The organism is Alteromonas sp., from assembly GCF_984505615.1.
In genome coordinates, this window is record NZ_CFHOXV010000018.1 from 1 (window position 1) to 17,192 (window position 17,192).

At 50.8% G+C, this 17,192-nt stretch carries 13 protein-coding genes; 5 read left to right on the top strand and 8 right to left on the bottom strand.

What is annotated here, in order from left to right; all coding sequences use genetic code 11:
* From AC4PME_RS11430 to AC4PME_RS11440, 3 genes are all read left to right on the top strand, one after another.
* On the top strand, nucleotides 1-2,246 hold a 2,246-nt coding region (locus AC4PME_RS11430), incomplete at its 5' end, for an efflux RND transporter permease subunit (protein ID WP_491529595.1).
* Between the two features lie 183 nt (nucleotides 2,247-2,429).
* Nucleotides 2,430-4,271: a GNAT family N-acetyltransferase gene (locus tag AC4PME_RS11435; protein ID WP_119503259.1), complete on the top strand. Its 1,842-nt coding sequence runs from the start codon at nucleotides 2,430-2,432 to the stop codon at nucleotides 4,269-4,271.
* Complete coding sequence (locus AC4PME_RS11440) at nucleotides 4,268-5,209, top strand: histone deacetylase family protein (protein WP_349583351.1); 942 nt, start codon at nucleotides 4,268-4,270, stop codon at nucleotides 5,207-5,209. The genes AC4PME_RS11435 and AC4PME_RS11440 overlap by 4 nt, the downstream gene beginning before the upstream one ends.
* Nucleotides 5,210-5,535: 326 nt before the next feature.
* Here AC4PME_RS11440 and AC4PME_RS11445 read toward each other — a convergent pair whose 3' ends face one another.
* From AC4PME_RS11445 to AC4PME_RS11455, 3 genes are all read right to left on the bottom strand, one after another.
* The gene (locus AC4PME_RS11445; RefSeq protein ID WP_491529596.1) at nucleotides 5,536-6,072 is read right to left on the bottom strand and encodes a DUF6436 domain-containing protein; all 537 of its coding nucleotides are present in this window, start codon (nucleotides 6,070-6,072) and stop codon (nucleotides 5,536-5,538) included.
* The gene (locus AC4PME_RS11450; RefSeq protein ID WP_491045986.1) at nucleotides 6,069-7,550 is read right to left on the bottom strand and encodes a methyl-accepting chemotaxis protein; all 1,482 of its coding nucleotides are present in this window, start codon (nucleotides 7,548-7,550) and stop codon (nucleotides 6,069-6,071) included. Before AC4PME_RS11450 ends, AC4PME_RS11445 begins: the two co-directional genes overlap by 4 nt.
* Before the next feature lie 159 nt (nucleotides 7,551-7,709).
* Nucleotides 7,710-8,675: a zinc transporter ZntB gene (locus AC4PME_RS11455; RefSeq protein WP_491045985.1), complete on the bottom strand. Its 966-nt coding sequence runs from the start codon at nucleotides 8,673-8,675 to the stop codon at nucleotides 7,710-7,712.
* A gap of 76 nt (nucleotides 8,676-8,751) precedes the next feature.
* On the opposite strand from AC4PME_RS11455, the gene AC4PME_RS11460 reads away from it, so the two are divergent.
* Together AC4PME_RS11460 and AC4PME_RS11465 are read left to right on the top strand one after the other, a co-directional pair.
* Nucleotides 8,752-9,270 (top strand): YceB family lipoprotein, encoded by a 519-nt coding sequence (locus tag AC4PME_RS11460; protein WP_119499783.1) that lies wholly within the window; start codon nucleotides 8,752-8,754, stop codon nucleotides 9,268-9,270.
* A 20-nt stretch (nucleotides 9,271-9,290) separates the two neighbouring features.
* Nucleotides 9,291-10,166: an ATP-grasp domain-containing protein gene (locus tag AC4PME_RS11465; protein WP_491045984.1), complete on the top strand. Its 876-nt coding sequence runs from the start codon at nucleotides 9,291-9,293 to the stop codon at nucleotides 10,164-10,166.
* A gap of 54 nt (nucleotides 10,167-10,220) precedes the next feature.
* Here the strand turns inward: AC4PME_RS11465 and AC4PME_RS11470 are convergent, their stop codons facing one another.
* The 5 genes from AC4PME_RS11470 to AC4PME_RS11490 all read right to left on the bottom strand — a co-directional run bounded on the left by AC4PME_RS11470 (nucleotide 10,221) and on the right by AC4PME_RS11490 (nucleotide 17,051).
* Nucleotides 10,221-11,546 carry a DUF3300 domain-containing protein gene (locus AC4PME_RS11470; RefSeq protein WP_491045983.1) on the bottom strand — a complete coding sequence of 442 codons (1,326 nt, stop codon included), beginning with the start codon at nucleotides 11,544-11,546 and terminating at the stop codon, nucleotides 10,221-10,223.
* 119 nt (nucleotides 11,547-11,665) lie between these two features.
* Entirely contained in the window at nucleotides 11,666-12,280 is a 615-nt protein-coding gene (ribA, locus tag AC4PME_RS11475) for a GTP cyclohydrolase II (RefSeq protein ID WP_491045982.1), read from the bottom strand.
* 109 nt (nucleotides 12,281-12,389) lie between these two features.
* Nucleotides 12,390-15,260 carry an EAL domain-containing protein gene (locus AC4PME_RS11480; RefSeq protein ID WP_491045981.1) on the bottom strand — a complete coding sequence of 957 codons (2,871 nt, stop codon included), beginning with the start codon at nucleotides 15,258-15,260 and terminating at the stop codon, nucleotides 12,390-12,392.
* Between the two features lie 67 nt (nucleotides 15,261-15,327).
* A complete protein-coding gene (locus tag AC4PME_RS11485) occupies nucleotides 15,328-15,636 on the bottom strand; it encodes a hypothetical protein (RefSeq protein WP_474843646.1) in 309 nt (102 codons plus the stop codon).
* Nucleotides 15,624-17,051, bottom strand: coding sequence for a protein adenylyltransferase SelO (locus AC4PME_RS11490; RefSeq protein ID WP_491045980.1), 1,428 nt, complete (start codon nucleotides 17,049-17,051; stop codon nucleotides 15,624-15,626). Before AC4PME_RS11490 ends, AC4PME_RS11485 begins: the two co-directional genes overlap by 13 nt.
* Nucleotides 17,052-17,192 lie beyond the last annotated feature (141 nt).

Below are 17,192 nucleotides of genomic sequence, written 5' to 3' on the forward strand. Positions count from 1 at the left end.
CGGTATCTCTGGCGACCGGTGCCAACGCTCTGGACACCATTGAGCGGGTAAAAGCGAAAGTTGAAGAAATGGCAGTGAACCTGCCTGACGGTGTTGAGGTGGTGTATCCGGTTGACAGCTCGCCGTTCATCAAACTGTCTATTGAATCAGTGGTTAAAACCCTGCTGGAAGCCATTGTACTGGTATTCTTCGTGATGCTGCTGTTCCTGCAAAACTGGCGGGCGACACTGGTTCCCACTATTGCCGTACCTGTGGTACTGATGGGAACATTCGCGGTTCTGTTTGCCTTCGGCTACAGCATTAACGTACTGACCATGTTTGCTATGGTTCTGGCTATCGGTCTGCTGGTGGATGATGCCATCGTTGTGGTAGAAAACGTTGAACGTATCATGGAAGAAGAGGGGCTTTCTGCCAGGGAAGCAACCCGCAAATCCATGGGACAGATCACCAGCGCGCTGGTGGGTATTGCTGTGGTGCTTTCCACCGTGTTTATCCCGATGGCTTTCTTCAGCGGCTCTGCCGGTTCGATTTACCGTCAGTTCTCAATCACTATTGTTGCAGCCATGACCTTCTCGGTACTGGTGGCAATTATCTTGTCCCCGTCTTTGTGTGCCGTACTGCTGCGCAAAAAAGATGTGATGAACAAGCGTGAAACAGGTTTCTTCGGCTGGTTTAACCGTAACTTCAACAAAGGTCGTGACGGCTACGAGCGCGCGGCTGTGGGTATGGCGGGTAAAATCAAACGCTTCCTGCTGATTTACGTGGTACTGGTTGGCGGCATGGCGTTTATTTTCAGTCAGCTGGCAGGCTCGTTCTTACCGGATGAAGATCAGGGGCGGGTAATGGTACTGGTTAATGCTCCTCCGGGCGCAACTGCCGGCCGTACGCTGGAATCGATGAAGACGGTGGAAGATTTCTTCCTGGATACCAAAGGCGATGTGGTGAAAGACATGTTTACCATTGTCGGCTTCAGTTTCACCGGTGCTGCACAGAACTCAGGGATGGCCTTTGCTCACCTGGTCGACTGGGAGAAACGGGACGAGTCCAGCAGTGCGTTTACCGTTATTAACCAGGCCTACGGTGCTCTGGGGCAAATCGAAGATGCCATGGCATTCCCGATTTTACCGCCACCAATCCGTGAACTGGGTAACGCAACGGGCTTTGATTTCCAACTGGTCGATCGCGCCGGTAACGGCCACGAAGCCCTGATGAATGCCCGTAACCAGTTCCTGGGCATGGCGGCGCAGAATCCGAAGCTGGTGGGTGTACGTCCGAATGGCCTGAGCGATGTGCCTCAGTTCAAGATTAACATCGACAGTGAAAAAGCGTCTGCACTTGGCCTGTCACTCAGTGATATTAACAGCACGCTCAGCATCGCCTGGGGTTCTACTTACGTGAATGACTTCATTGACGCCGGACGTATCAAGCGTGTGTATATGCAGGCTGACGCCGCTTACCGTATGGATCCTGAAGATCTGGAAAAATGGTTCGTGCGCAACAGTGATGGTGACATGGTAGCGTTCAGCGCGTTCTCTACAGTGGAGTGGAATTACGGCTCGCCTAAACTGGAACGTTTCAACGGTGTCTCTGCTGTGAATATTCAGGGTAGTCCCGCACCGGGCGTATCGTCAGGTGAGGCAATGGCCGTGGCACAGGAACTGGTGAAGCAGTTACCACCGGGCTTCGGTCTGGAATGGTCCGGCTTGTCTTATGAAGAACAGGCCGCCGGTTCGCAGGCGCCTATGCTTTATGCATTGTCTATTCTGGTGGTATTCCTGTGTTTGGCTGCACTTTATGAAAGCTGGTCTGTACCATTCGCCGTTATGCTGGTAGTACCGTTAGGTATTCTGGGTTCGGTAGTTGCGGCCTGGTTATTCGGTTTGCCGAACGACGTTTACCTGCAGGTAGCGTTCTTAACCACAGTAGGTCTGGCAGCGAAAAACGCCATTCTGATTGTGGAATTCGCTAAGGAACAGTACGAGCACGGCATGGATTTAATGGAAGCTGTATCGACTGCCGCCAGGCAACGTTTCCGTCCTATCCTGATGACGTCCATGGCCTTCATCTTGGGTGTAACGCCGCTGGCTATTTCCTCCGGCGCGGGCTCTGAAAGCCAGAACGCTATCGGTATCGCTGTAATGGGTGGTATGTTCGCGGCAACTTTCCTTGCTATCTTCTTCGTACCTATGTTCTATGTGATGGTCGTGAAGTGGTTTGGCGCAAAGAAAGCCACTGAAGAAGAGTAATCCGTAGCACTTCTGAATGACGCCGCCCTGCAGCCTGCAGGGCGGCGTTTTTATTTCCCGCCTTTTAAACGCCTTGCGTGTCCGCTTTTAGTCTTAAAAATTAATTCCGATCAATACCTTCAGAGCAGAATATGGCAAGATGCCGCTAAAGCTGTAAAACGTATTGATGCGGAGAATGCTGACATGGCTGTGGTTTTACCTCCAAAACCGGTATGGAACCAACTCATCAAATCGGGCTGTCGTGTATTTGTAGGCGGTAATGCCTCTGTACCTTATGCTCTCATTCAGGATCTTATCGATCACAGTACAGGCTTCAGTGACATTGAAATGGTGCACATGCTGGCGTTGGGCGACACGCGCTGGGCAAAGGAGCAACACCGGCAGCTGTTTAAGGTAAACACCTTTTTTATCGGTGGCGAAGAAGTGCGTCGTGCTGTAGATGAAGGAAGGGCCGACTACACGCCCGTGTTCTTATCTGAAATATCCAGTCTGTTTACTGACGGCACACTACAACTGGATGCGGTGCTGGTAAACGTGAGTCCGCCGGATGAGCACGGTTACTGCTCGTTGGGTGCATCGGTGGATATCTGCATGTCGGCAGTCCGGCATTGCGATATTGTGATTGCGCAAATCAATGAGTCTGTTCCCCGCACATCAGGACATTCCTACATTCACATCAGTGAAATTACTGCATGTATTCAGGCGGACCAGGAGCTGGTTGAGGTAGCCCCGCCACCCATAGACAGCATTACTGAAAGGATTGGGCAATATGTGGCGATGCTGGTGGAAGACGGCTCAACCCTGCAATTCGGCATCGGTAAGATTCCCAGTGCCACATTAAAATACTTGCTGCACCATAAAGACCTGGGCATTCACAGTGAAATGCTCACAGACAGTATTATTGAAGTGATTGAATCCGGCGCGATTTCCAACCGGAAGAAGACTTTTCACCCTGGCAAAGTGGTGACCAGTTTTGCTATCGGTACCCGCAAATTATATGACTTCATTGATAATAACCCGCATATTGAGTTTTATCCCAGCAGTTATGTGAATAAGCCTACCAATATCGCCAAAAACGACAAAATGGTAGCCATAAACAGCGCTCTTGAAGTGGATCTCACCGGACAGGTGGTGGCTGATTCCATTGGTTACGATTTTTACAGCGGCATTGGCGGACAGGTTGATTTTGTCAGTGGCGCGTCTATGAGCAAAGGCGGCAAGCCCATCATTGCTTTGCCTTCTACGGCAAAGAACGAAACGGTATCCCGTATAAAACCCTGTATCACAGAGGGGGCGGGCGTGGTGACCAGCCGGGGAAATGTACACTACGTGGTAACGGAATACGGCGTGGCGTCTTTGCGGGGCAAGAGTATCCGCGAGCGCGCCATGGAGCTTATCCGTGTGGCGCACCCGAAATTCCGGGGTCAGTTACTGGAAGAAGTCCGCAAGAATTACTGGGTGCCCCATTATCAGGAAAAGTACCCGACGGATATTCCTGAACTGGGCGCAATTCAGTTACAGAAGCTGGTGATCCAGGGTGAGACCTATTATCTGCGGCCGCTGAATCCGGCAGATGAACGCCGTCTTCAGGAGTTTTTCTATTCCCATACGAAAGAGACGCTGCGCCTGCGTTACAACTATGACCCTAAACAAATGTCACGGGAGAAATCCTGTAATCTGGTGAGTGTGGATCAGCGCACTGATGCGGCGTTGTGCATTGTGCGTCAGGAAGGTTCGCGGATCACGATTCACGCAGTGGGCCGGTTCTACTTTAATCCTGAAGATAATTCCTGCGAAGCGGCATTTGTTACCCGTGAAAATCAGCAAGGGAAGGGCATGGCCAAGTTGCTGTTGTCCCGCCTGATTGATATCGCCAAAGCAAGAAAGATGCGCCGCATGCTGGCCTATGTGCGGGCTGAAAATAAGCCGATGATTGCGATTTTCGAGAATGCTAATTTTAAGCGCCTGTTTTCCAGTGATCCCAGCGATGTTGAACTGGAATTGAAACTGGAGGATGAAGCGTGACAGTGAGGATATTTCGTGGCAAGGACTGCCTGCATCATGATGTGGGGCATGACCATCCGGAGTCGCCGGACCGCTTGTATGCCATCGACGATCAGTTACTGGCGTCAGGACTGGAAATGACCTGCCAGCACGCCGATGCTAAACCCTGTAAAAAGGAACATCTGGTCTTAGCCCATGACCCCTACTATGTCGACAGTATTTTTGAACGCTCGCCGAAAACGGGTCTGGTGTGGGTGGAAGACGATACCGGTATGACCCCCATTACGCTGAGCGCTGCGCTGTATGCTGCCGGTGCAGGCATAGACGCAGTAGACTGGGTAATGGACGGAGAAGACCGGCAGGCATTTTGTGCCGTGCGCCCGCCCGGCCACCACGCAGAATACGCCTCGGCCATGGGGTTCTGCCTGTTTAACAATATTGCTGTCGCCGCCCGTTACGCATTGAAACAATATGACTTAAGCCGGGTAGCCATTGTGGATTTTGACGTACACCACGGTAACGGCACGGAGAATATTATTGCCGGCGATGAGCGCATTATGATGTGCTCATCGTTCCAGCACCCGTTCTATCCCCATAGCGGCGCACCGGTTTCTGCCAGCAACATTCTCGGTGTGCCACTGGACGCGGGAGCTACGGGTGAAGCATTCCGGGAAAAAGTGTCTTACTGGTTCGATGCACTGAAGAACTATAAACCCGAGCTGATCCTGATTTCTGCGGGGTTCGATGCCCATGCAGAAGACCACATGGCGCACTTACGCTTGCGGGAAGATGACTACAAGTGGATCTCCGCAGAACTGCGAAAAGTCGCTGATGCCTGTTGCCACGGCAGAATCGTGAGCACACTGGAAGGTGGCTACAACCACAGCGCCCTGGCCCGCTCTGTTGTCGCTCACATCAAAGGTTTACAGGGCGACGCCAACGAAACCGGCGGCGCGTGATTCTGATTAGCATCGGTGGTCGTTTTCGCGTGCGGGGTGAGGTGTTGCCTGCAAAACTTACTACGGCATGTGTTCGTATAGAGCCGCAGGGAGCAAAGTAACCCGCAAAACCGGTAAAGCCTGATTAACCGTGGTGGTCATTTTCGCGTGCGGGGAGAGATGTTGCCTGCAAAACTTACTACGGCATGTGTTCGTAAAGAGCCGCAGGGAGCAAAGTAATCCGCAAAACCGTCAGCCGCATGGATGCGGCTGCCGAGCTTCCAGGGATGGATTTACAGCGAGTTTTGCGGGTTACTTTGCTCCCCGCTCTGCGAACCACCCCGCCGTCAGCTTCTGACTGCGCAATAGCAGCCTTCGCCGGCTATGTTAAGCATGGCGCCGTTGAAATCCGGTTTCTGTACTTCTGCGGCGATAGTGGTGACCAGATCATCGCCGGTATAGCAGCCGAGTCCTGTTGCATAAGCACCCAGATACCGGAGCTGGTTTTTACTGTCGATGACGGCAACGGCTGGAAAGCTGGGGATTTCAGCGGCGAGCGAAGAATATTCGTTGATGTTCAGTGTTTTAAAATTGTAGCCGCTATCCTGCAGCAGGTTTGTCAGCTCTTTCTGATGCTGCCGGCTCAGGGAATTGCAGAAGCAGGGTGTGTCTGCCTCGAAATGGACGATGGTGCCGGGAGTGATGCCGGCCTTTGCCATTTCAGAAACAAAACGTGTGTCGAAGTCTTTGTCCTGCGAGGCGGATGTGAGGGTAAGATCGGGATCAAAAGGGACTGTCTGATTCCCGCCGTATACCAACAGACCGGTCATTAGTACGCAAAGCCAGACAATCATCAACAGCCAGCTGGCTTTGCCCTTCATCATACGCTGAATTTCTGTATGGCTGCCTGCATGTCCCTGCACAGTGAAGAAAGTTGTACTACCTGTTGCTCAAGTTGCGCTGCTGTGGCGGCTTCTTCCTGAGACAGTTCGTGCATTTTCGCCGTACTTTCCGCAATAGACTGGGAAGCGGCTTCCTGTTCAACGGCAGAACTTGCCACTTCAGTCATGTGCTCAGAGGCCGACGTAATTTGTCCTTCAATTTCAGACATGGCTGAGCTGGCATTGGATGAATCTTCTACGGCTTTGTCTACCAGCGTAATACAGGTCTGCATCTGCTCCACGGAGCTGGCGGTGCTGGCAACTAACTGTTCGGTAATCGTAGTGATTTCATCCGCACTTTCTTTCGAGCGGATTGCCAACGTGCGAACTTCGTCTGCTACCACAGCGAAACCGCGACCATGTTCGCCGGCACGGGCGGACTCAATTGCCGCGTTCAGTGCCAGCAGGTTTGTTTGCTCGGCTACCGCGGTGATAGAGCGCATGGCATCTGAAATGTTACTGCACCGTTCATTGAGTTCGGCATTGGTTTTTGCTGCCTGAGTCAGCACGCTCTTAAGCGAAGCGATGGAGTTTGCCGTTGCATCTATGGCCTGCTTGGAATCGCCGGTGAGTGAGGAGGCCTGACTGGTTTTATCGTTGGCAAGCTGGGTTCTTTCTGTCGTCAGCTGCATCGACACTGCAATTTCTTCAGAAGCGGATGAAACGCTGCTGACCTCATTGGCACTTTCGGCACTGGTACGGCTCAGTTCTACCGTGGCTGACTTTATCACTTCACTGGACGAGGCCACTTTGTCAGTTAACTGGCGGGCGTTGGCCACCAGAGACTTAATTTGCATGAGCAAATCAGCAAACTGACTGATGCCTTTGTTGTCCTGCGGGATTTTAATAGTCAGGTCAATGCGGTCCCTTTGTGCGAGAACCTGAGACACTGTGTTACTGAGGGCAAACGCATTGACGCCTTCGTCGTGGGAGCGTTTGGCAACATACATAAGCGCCACACATTCAGCAATAGCGAACAGTGCATGTAAAACCAGAATGAAGAAAGTGATGTGCCCTTCTTCAAAAATGAAAACACCCGCTCCCTGAGTCTGCAGAACGAAGAAGCCGATGTGATGAACCGCTACAACGGCGGTGGCAATGCCAATTACCAGCCAGTCCCGGAATACAACAAGGATGGCCAGAAGAACGAATATTTCGAAGTGCCACTCAATGAGGCCAAAGGTCTGGTTAATGTGCAGTGCTGTCATCAACTGCACGGCAATGGCGATTGTCGCCCGGCTTAACAGAGAGCCCGGTTGGGTAAAACTGAAAAACAGCGGTAGCGCAATAATAGGTAAACCGAACATAAAGGCGGGTAACAGTTCGCCGGTGTAAAAACCGATGGCTACTGCAAGCGCAAACTGTACGGGCAATATAATGCGAAAGATTCTGTGACCGTCAAGAATCCAGGGATATTGCATGGTGCGTCCTCAATGTAACTATCTACGCACTGAGTATAGGTCAACTTTCTGTCAACGATGTGCGCCAGATCAAATTAACGCATAGCATAGTACGCATATGTGTACTGCTCCATGGCACTTTTGTCTAATCAGGCGCAATTGTCGCTTATATTGTTTGTATTACAGCCACCGCTTCCACAGCATCGCAATCAGCATAACCACGGCCAGTCCGCCCATTGCACTCATCAACAGGGTAAACGCGTCCGGAGATTCTGTCCCCGGTAGTCCGGCCACGTTCATGCCGAATACACCGGTAAGAAAAGACAGAGGCAGGAAGATGGCGGTGACCATAGACAGCACATACATTCGCATTCCTTGCTGGTCAGCAATCCGGTTTCTCAACTCGTCTTGCAGAACAACAGCCCGTTCGCGGGCTAAATCAAGGTCCTCGACGTAGCGGGCTATGCGGTCAGTTTGTTCACGTAAAAAGAATGCCTGGTCTTGCTCCAGAAATCCTGAGAAACGAAACAGGGTGTCCAGCGCGTCCCGCTGTGGTGCCAGAAAGCGCCGGATTGTCGCTGCCTGCCGGCGCAGGTCTGCGAGACTTTGACGGTCCTGTTTGTTCAGTGAAATATCCTCTTCAAAAGCGATCAGTGCTTCATCAATTTCGTCAACAGCGTCGTGAATACGATCAGCAATACGCATCACCAGGTCGAGAAGCAAATCTGACGGGGAGGTGGGCGCATTGCCAGATGTCACATCGTCCTGAAGATTTTGAACCGATAGCAGGCGGCGGTCTTTCCTGCGGGCAGTGACAATAAGGTTTTTCTCACACCAGATCCGTAACGACACCATATCTTCCGGGTCAGCATCGGGGTTTTTATTGATTCCCCTGAGGTATATCAGTACGCCATGATCCAGCTGCATAGCCCTCGGGCGGGTTTCAGGTGCGCACAGCGCATCACTGATGGCACTGGTTACTGATAAATCTGCCAGAATAGTCGCTGAGTCCGGGGCGTCACTTTGTACGTGCACCCATTTATATTCATCAGGCTGACAGGGCTTCGTCAGCTCGTTTTGCTCAAGCGCCCGGGCGTGGCCGTCTGCTGAAATAATATAGGCGGTTAAAAATGCTGTACCCGTCATAATATGGGCTCCCTGTGCTGCGTTAATTTTTGTGTCTGTGTTAAAGTAGCGCGAGCTAAATTTACCACGAGGTCTTATGCGTAATCTAACCCGTTTCTCCTTTGCCTTAACTGTAGCAATGATGTTTTTTGTTACGCAGGCACAGGCATTTACGTTTCGTTTGTCTCAGCAGGATCTGAATCAGGTTGTGCGGATGACCTTTCCGCAAACACAGTATTACCAGGATATGAAGGTTGTTATCAGCGATCCGTCATTGTTTCTGCAAGCCAATAATAACGTGGCTGTAGAAGTGAATTTGCTGGGTACGCAGGGCGGTCAGAAGATGGAAGCGGCAGCCAGATTAAGTGGTGAACTGTTTTATGACGGCAGTAAAGGCGAGTTGCAAATCATCCGGCCCAAACTGGATGATTTTAACGTGTTGAGCAGCACACTGGATAACGAGAAGGACATCCTGCGCTGGGCTGAACAGCTTAAAGGGCAGTCCGCACCGGTTATCCTGCTGGTGAATTTTAAAGATCTGAACCTGTCCATACTGGGTAACCGTTTGCCACGGGATATGCGGGTGGAAAGTGGTCAGTTGGTTATCGAATTTTAATCTGTCCGGACGGAGTAGTTATGTCTGTGATTGCTTTTCTTTCAATGGACACGTCGGCCCTTGAAGATTTCTTCGTTTACGATGAAATGCTTATCCCTCATTTCAATGCACATGGCTACGATGTTGAAACCGTTGCCTGGCGGGATGAATCCGTGGACTGGAACAGATTTAGCCATGTGATTGTGAGAAGTCCCTGGGATTATCAGCAGGATCCAGATGGATTTATTGCGTGCCTTGAGCGCATTGAAGCTTCACAGGCCACGCTTCACAACCCCTTGTCACTCATGAAGTGGAACATTGAAAAAACGTATCTGCAGGCACTGGAAAGTCAGGGCGTACCGGTAGTGTCCACAAGTTGGGCAGACTCATTTTCGGCAGACTGGTTTGTTAAGCAATTTGAAGTATTCAAAACAGACGAACTGGTGATCAAACCGGCGCTGAGCGCAAATGCTGACGATACGTTTCGCATACATCGTGGTGATGCAGCAGACTACACCGCTCAACTGAATGAGCTTTTTCACAACCGCAAGTTGATGGTGCAGCCTTTTTTACAAAGTGTTACCGGCGAGGGTGAGTACTCACTCTTTTACTTTGGCGGGCAGTACAGTCACACGTTATTAAAGCAACCAAAGGCGGGCGACTTCAGGGTGCAGGAAGAACACGGTGGCAGGTTATCCGCTTTTACCCCGGATGCTGACATGCTAAGTGTTTGTGAAGCAGCACTCAATGCTATGCCTGACAGCTATCTGTATGCGAGAGTCGACCTCATCCGGACTGATACAGGCTGGGCAATTATGGAGCTGGAGCTCATTGAGCCATCGCTCTATTTTAATATTGATGAATCCTCCGCCGCCCGTTTTGTTGATGTGTTTGTAAGCCGTCACGGTAAAGGCTGAAGGAAACAAAAAAGGGCTGCAGCCGGACTGAGCCCTTCTTACTAAAACGCGGCGTTAATCTTTGTCCCGCATTCTTGCGCCGTTACTTACTTTCTCCCGGCTTTGCTGATGATATTGCGGCCGTGGAGCAGGTTGTTGGCGGGAGACATTATTTTTCCCCGCATACTGATTTCTGCTCGCGGCTGCGTCTCTGCCATTTCCCTGTGCGTTATAACTGTTCTGAGCCCTGTACTGTTTAACCTGACGGTCCTGCTGTACCGGCTGCGTGTAGCGTTTTACGTCCGGTGACTGGCGTACAATGTTGTTAGTTTCCAGCCTTTTGGCCCGTGGCTCAATTTGACGGTATTGTTTGTCCGGAGTACTGCGCTTAACTGTTTCATTGCCGGTATACTGTTTCACATGTTTCTGACTGACCGGCTCCTGTCTGTTAACAACAGAGCGGCTTACTACTGCAGGCGCGCTGCGGAGAGAACTGTTGTAGTCCACTTTATGCCTCACAGGCCGCGCATCATTAACGTAACGCGTGTTCTTCGTGCTGACCACGCGGTCTGAATAGCGCACCCGGCGGTGCTCTGCACTATGTTGCCACGGCTGATAATCGCGGCTGTAAGACCGCTTGATGTCACTACCATAGTAAAAGCGCTTCACCGGCCGGCGGGTGACAATCACATGGCGGTCGTGCCAGCTGATACCACCGAAATAGAAAGTGGTAGACAGCCGGATCCCGGGATTCCAGTAGAAAGACGCGGTTTGATGGTAGTGAACCGGATGGTGCCAGTACACAGGCGCGATGGCCGGATGCCACCAGCTGCCGTAAACCACCCGCGTATCGTAGTAGGGAACATACACAATCTCTTTGCGTACCGGTTCAATAACAATCACTTCGCGGTCACGCTCAATGCGCTGATATTCATTGTCCGTCAATGTGCCGGCATTCAGTGCGTGCTGGCGCAATACCTGAACTCTGGCCAGTACACGGCTTTGACTGATTAGTACATTGTCGCCAAGGGCCTGTAGCCAGTCGAGATCATTGCTTAAAGTATGCAGTATGTCGCTGAAAGGTACGATTGCTTTAACGCTGGGATCCCAGTTGAAATCTTCAATTGCGTCTTCCACTTCCTCACTGTCCATTTCTGCATGAGCCTGACGCCAGCGGTCAGCAGCCACCACTTCCAGAGGATAAGTGGATGCAATGAGAATGTGAGTAAGAATGGTGTCCGGATAGAGGGCAACCGGCGCCAGCAAACTGTCGAGTTCAGCATCGGTATAGGTCGCATTCTGCTGCTGTATCTGCTGTGTTTCAGCACTGAGTGCTGTGGACGGCAGTACAAGGGCTCCGGCAGCCAGAGAAGCGATAACGGCAAAGGTAACAGGTTTCATAGTCACTCCGTTATTCCGCAAAATATCACGGAATGTAGTCAGTATATGAAACGTTATAGCCGGTTATACATTAACCAAACCTGAACCAACCCGTTACGGGTGGTTCAGGTTTGTCAGAATTATTTGAACATGTAGGGGTCGAAAACGTGGCCGAGCTTTTCGGTTTTTGTTTTCAGGTAATGTTTGTTGTCTTTGGTCATGCCGTGATCGATAGGCTTTCTGGCAACAATTTCGATGCCTAAGTCTTCCAGCGCTTTCAGTTTGCGCGGATTATTCGTCATCAGCTCCACTTTGCCGATTTTCAGTGTGTCCAGCATGAGTTTACAGATATCGTAGCTGCGTAAATCTGCATCAAAACCCAGATGCTCATTCGCTTCTACGGTATCCATGCCGCTGTCCTGCAGGTTGTAAGCGCGTATTTTATTCAACAGGCCAATGCCGCGGCCTTCCTGGCGCAAATACAGAATCACGCCGAAACCGTGGTCGACAATATTCTGCATGGCCTTTTCCAGTTGGAAGCCACAATCGCAACGTGTACTGAATAAAGCATCACCGGTAAGGCATTCTGAATGAATACGAATCGGCACGGTGTCGCTTTCTTTCCACGAGCCGTAAGATAATGCCACATGTTCCTGTCCGCTTAATTCAACAAAGCCGTGAATGCGGAATTCACCCATACGGGTAGGGAGTTTGGCGGAACTGATATATTCGTATTTAGGTTGCTTACTGGTCATTGCACTTCTATGCCTGCTATTACATCCACGGTAATGTGGGGATGATGTGACATTTTACAAGATAGTGAGTGTGATATTATAGCAATTGTTTATGAAATAGTGCTGACAGTTACAACCTGACAAAATTATCCAGCGGAGCGGGGTGGGCAATTGCAAAGCCCTGAGCGAAATCCACACCAATGGCACGCAGGGATTCCATCGCCAGCGCGCTTTCTACGTATTCGCCGACTGTCGACATGCCAATGGCCTTGGCCACATCATTGATAGACGACACCAGTACCTTATTCACCGGACTGGTATGCATGTCCTGAACAAAGCTGCCATCAATTTTCACGCAGTTAACCGGCAAATCCCGTAAATAGCCGTAGGACGAGAATCCGGTACCAAAATCATCAAGGGCAAATTTACAGCCTAACTGTTTAAAGGTGCGGATAAATTCTAATGTTCTGTCCATCTGCACGATGGCGGCCGTTTCAGTAATTTCAAAACAAATTTTACTGTAAGGCACATTGTGTTGCTCAAAGGCTTTCAGGATTTGCAGTTTTAGATTTTCATCTGCCAGTGCCGTGCCGCACAAATTAATATTGCACTGGGCAAGGTTAGCCAGTTGAACGGGATGCGCTCCCAGCCAGTTGAGCGTATGGGTAACAACCCACTGGTCAATGAGGGGAGAAAGGTCGTATCTTTCCGCTGTTGGCAGGAATGCCGCCGGTTCGTATATCTGACCCCGGTCTCCTTTCATGCGCACAAGAATTTCAAAGTAATCACCGCCGGCTTCCGTTTGCAGAGGCATGAGCGGCTGGTAATAAAGTTCGAAGCCACCGGATTGCAGGGCAGACTGAATGCGCTTCACCCAGTCGAGTTCTTCGGTATAACGTTGCAGCGCCTCGTCATTACCTTTTAACTGATGTATGCAATTTCTGCCGTTCCGCTTGGCCATATAGCAGGCATTATCTGCCAGACTTAACAGATGCTCCGCACTGGCATCAATTTGATCGCTGTTCACCATACCGATACTGACCCCCAGGTTGTATACCTGGTTATCCCAGACAAACCGGTAAGCCTGCACCGCATTCAGCATCTTGTTACCACACAAGAATGCTGATTCTTCAGTTTCGGTTGTGTATAACGCCGCAAATTCATCGCCTCCCAGCCTGGCCAGCAGGCCCCGGTTGCCTAATGTGGATTTCAGCAGGCTGGCAATTTCTTTAATGAGTCTGTCACCTGCTTTATGACCGCAGGTATCGTTAACTGTTTTAAATCTGTCCAGATCAAGATATTGCAGGATAACTGGCGGAGAGTTTTCTGTACGTGCCTGCATCGCGCTGGCCAGTTGCAATTCAAACTCTCTGCGGTTCATCGCGCCGGTGAGGGAATCGTGGCTGGCGAGGTATTGCAGGCTTAAGTCCATTTCTTTGCGGCTGGTGATGTCAAATACCGAACCGTAAAGATAAATATCGTCACTTTCCCGTTTTAACTGACAGGAAAGAGAAAACCAGAACTCACTGCCATCAGCCCGGGTACCGCGGATTTCTTTTCCCAGAATCACATTTTTCTCAAGCAACTCGGCGACCAGGGCTTTACGGTCATTTTCATCGGCATAGAAGGTGGCTGTGTTGGTGACAGATTTGAGCATATCCCCTTCACTGTCATAGCCAAATACGGCACACATAGCAGGGTTGACCGTTTTGAGCTTGCCATCAAGGGTAGAGGTATACAGCCCTTCTGCGGCAGTGCGGAACAGGTCGTAAAAGCGCTGGAGATCAGATATCCGGCGGCGCTGGGTAGAGAGCTGATCATCACTCACCGTGCGCTCTTGTATTTCAGCACCAATTCCCAGTGCCATCACCGACAGCACCACGATAAGGATTTCCGGGACCGGTGACACATCGTCAAAAGATATCCCGTTTACCATGTTAGAAAAACAATGGGTAAACGCCACCATGAACAGCCCCCAGGCCAGCAGGTATATGAAGGTGAGGGACGGAATACGGCGATCGCGATATATCAGTGCTTCAAGGGCAAACAGAGTGGTAAACACAGGCATTGCAAAGCAGCCTGTACTGAACGTGAAGAACGGATTACCTAATGCCAGTGCGGCAATAGCCAGTGCGCCAAGGGCGATACTTTGGAGAAGATGGACACGCTGAGGCACACGGGTGAAGAAGTGGCGGGTCAGCTTCAAAAGAACAAAACACACCATCAGCATCAGCAGAGTGAATATAATTTCAAAGTGTTGTTGCAGGCCGCTGGTAATAACCAGTTCCCCTTGTACCCATACCAGAATCAACAGGCAATTTGCGGCCAGTGCTGACAGCCAGAATCTGCTGCGGGTTTGTTTATACAACCAGGTCAGCAAGAAATAGCCGAACAGCACGGTCAGTGAACCTGTGGTAAGGCCGAAAAGAAGTAAATTATTTTGTTGCCGCTCCGCCAGCTTTTGGGTGTCCCATAAATACACCGGAAATGCGCGGAAGCCATGATCTTTCAACCTGACAGCCAGTGTGGTAGTGACACCGGCCTGTAAGGTTACAGGAATAACCAGTGCGCCCTGCCGGTAATACTCTGCTGCCGGTTCAGATGCGGTTAAAACCGTGGCGCTTAGCAGGTTGCCACGGGCGTCCAGCGTGTAGACACCGGCCTCATCAACGCCGGGCTTTTCAATACTGACTACCAGTGACGACGCACGGTCGAGAACGGAATGGACATCAATGAACTGCCATAACGCCTCGCCATCCTCAAGGGGCATCAATGAATCGCTGACAGGCAGGTTTGAGCGGTTCTGTAGAGCTTCTGAGGGAGTGAGGTTGTCGCCGGCAACATAAACCGGTACTTCGGCATTCAGGTTGACTGACACAAAATCGCGGGAAAGAAGTTTATCGGCGGCGATACTGCACAGCGGACTGAACAACAGCCCGGTTATTATCAGTAACACTGTGACAAAAAAATTGCCGGCTCCCGCCCGCTCAGCACGTCTCATTCCCTGCTCGCACCATCTTGTTTTGATTGTTTTTTATACTAATACAAACCTTGCAGGATCACGAATCCTATTTTGAGTTGATGTGCTGCCATAAAGTGTCTGTATTACTCGCGACGCCGCCAGCGGGCTCCAGCCACATGGCATCACATAACCATTCAATGCAAAGAAGAAAACGTAACTCTCCCGCAGAATAAATGACCTGCATACGATCTGCGCCCCATTCAGGAGGCTGGGGCACAGCATCCAGTAGTGCACCTAACCGGTTAGCAAATTGGGTTGCTCTGGCCGGTGTATCAGGCAGGGGAAACGCCAGTAAAATAAGTTCGTCCTGCCTTTTGGCTTGTTGTTTCAGAGCTTCTGCTGTTAACTGCTGCACGACAGCATACCTCCGCGGGTTTGTTTTGATGGTGTACTGAAAGGGTGGCAGTCCCATCGCGTATCGAAGGGCGAAGTACATGCCTCCAGCAATTGCTCACAGGTTGTAAAGTCGCCGCTTTCTGCATCTTCAATGGCTTGTTGTAGAAGATGGGTTCGCGGGATCACCGCCGGATTAAACGGGCGGATATCCTCAGGCTGCGTCGACTGTTCAAATCGTAATGAACGGTAATTTTGCCACCAGTTATCAAACGTCTCACGATCAGCAAAATCATCACGTAGCGGACAGCTAATATCTGAAAGGTTTGTAAGTGCCAACTTTCTGAAAGAATAAATATAGTCAGACTGTTGCTGTTCCAGCATATTAAGCCACTGATTAACGACTGGCATGGATGAGGGGGAAGCGCTGTCCAGTCCCATCCGCCGGCACATCGCATCGCCGAACTGGTTAATAAACGCCGGTTCGTAGCGTTGCAGAGCAGAGCGGATTTCATCAACGGAGCAGTGGTCAGAAAAGCAATGCGCCAGTACATTCAGATTCCACAGGCCAATACCAGGTTGCTGATCAAATGCGTAGCGTCCCTGATGGTCAGAGTGGTTAAAGACGGCATCAGCCTTAAACCCGTCCATAAATGCGTAGGGCCCGTAATCAAAGGTAATCCCGTGCACAGACATGTTGTCGGTATTCATTACGCCATGGACAAAACCGTGAGTTTGCCACAACGCAATCAGCCGTGCGGTACGTAAAGTGATGGCCGTCAGCAGGGCAAGATGAGGATTTGCAGCATCCAGGCATTCCGGAAAATGCGTTGCCAGAGTGTAGTCAAACAGTGCATTGAGCTTGTCTTTTTCGCCGCTGTGGAAGAAGTATTCAAAATGCCCGAAGCGCAGATGGCTGGGGCAGGTGCGGATCATCATCGCTCCCTGTTCCGGCTGCTCCCGGAAAACGGTTTCTGCGCTGCTGAAGAGACACAAACTTCGTGATGAGGGAATACCAAGGGCATGCAATGCTTCGCCGCCAATATATTCGCGGATCGTTGAGCGTAATACCGCGCGGCCGTCTGCGCCTCTGGAATAAGGTGTCGGACCGGCGCCTTTGAGGTGCAGGTCTGTTACTTTGCCTTCTGTATCCACCGCTTCTGCCAGCAGTAAGCCGCGGCCGTCGCCAAGAAAAGGGTTCCACTGGCCAAACTGATGACCACCATATTTCTGAGCCACTGCGCTTTCGCAAAGTGCTGAGCTTTCATCCGCCAGTAACGTGGTAATGTGATTATCTGTCCACCATGCCTCAGGCAGGCCTAATTGTGCCGCCAGTGGCCGGTTCACCAGGCGCAATTGTTGTTGCTTAAGCACTGCTGGTTTTACAGGGGAAACCATGGATGACAGTGCGCTGGCATAACTGTGAGTAAGCTTCATGGGGGCCTTAAGAAATTCGGGAAAATTAGTCTGATGTGTTTTGATACTGATTTCCAGTTGACATCAGGCTATGTAGATTACTAAAAATTAATTATAAACTCAGCCCCGGAAGAGAGCGTAATCAATAATAATCCCACTAAC

Coding starts and splice junctions, on each gene's coding strand:
- AC4PME_RS11435 (WP_119503259.1), top strand. CDS start 2,430: ATGGCTGTGGTTTTACCTCCAAAACCGGTATGGAACCAACTCATCAAA.
- AC4PME_RS11445 (WP_491529596.1), bottom strand. CDS start 6,072: ATGATGAAGGGCAAAGCCAGCTGGCTGTTGATGATTGTCTGGCTTTGC.
- AC4PME_RS11450 (WP_491045986.1), bottom strand. CDS start 7,550: ATGCAATATCCCTGGATTCTTGACGGTCACAGAATCTTTCGCATTATA.
- AC4PME_RS11455 (WP_491045985.1), bottom strand. CDS start 8,675: ATGACGGGTACAGCATTTTTAACCGCCTATATTATTTCAGCAGACGGC.
- AC4PME_RS11460 (WP_119499783.1), top strand. CDS start 8,752: ATGCGTAATCTAACCCGTTTCTCCTTTGCCTTAACTGTAGCAATGATG.
- AC4PME_RS11465 (WP_491045984.1), top strand. CDS start 9,291: ATGTCTGTGATTGCTTTTCTTTCAATGGACACGTCGGCCCTTGAAGAT.
- AC4PME_RS11470 (WP_491045983.1), bottom strand. CDS start 11,546: ATGAAACCTGTTACCTTTGCCGTTATCGCTTCTCTGGCTGCCGGAGCC.
- ribA (WP_491045982.1), bottom strand. CDS start 12,280: ATGACCAGTAAGCAACCTAAATACGAATATATCAGTTCCGCCAAACTC.
- AC4PME_RS11480 (WP_491045981.1), bottom strand. CDS start 15,260: ATGAGACGTGCTGAGCGGGCGGGAGCCGGCAATTTTTTTGTCACAGTG.
- AC4PME_RS11490 (WP_491045980.1), bottom strand. CDS start 17,051: ATGAAGCTTACTCACAGTTATGCCAGCGCACTGTCATCCATGGTTTCC.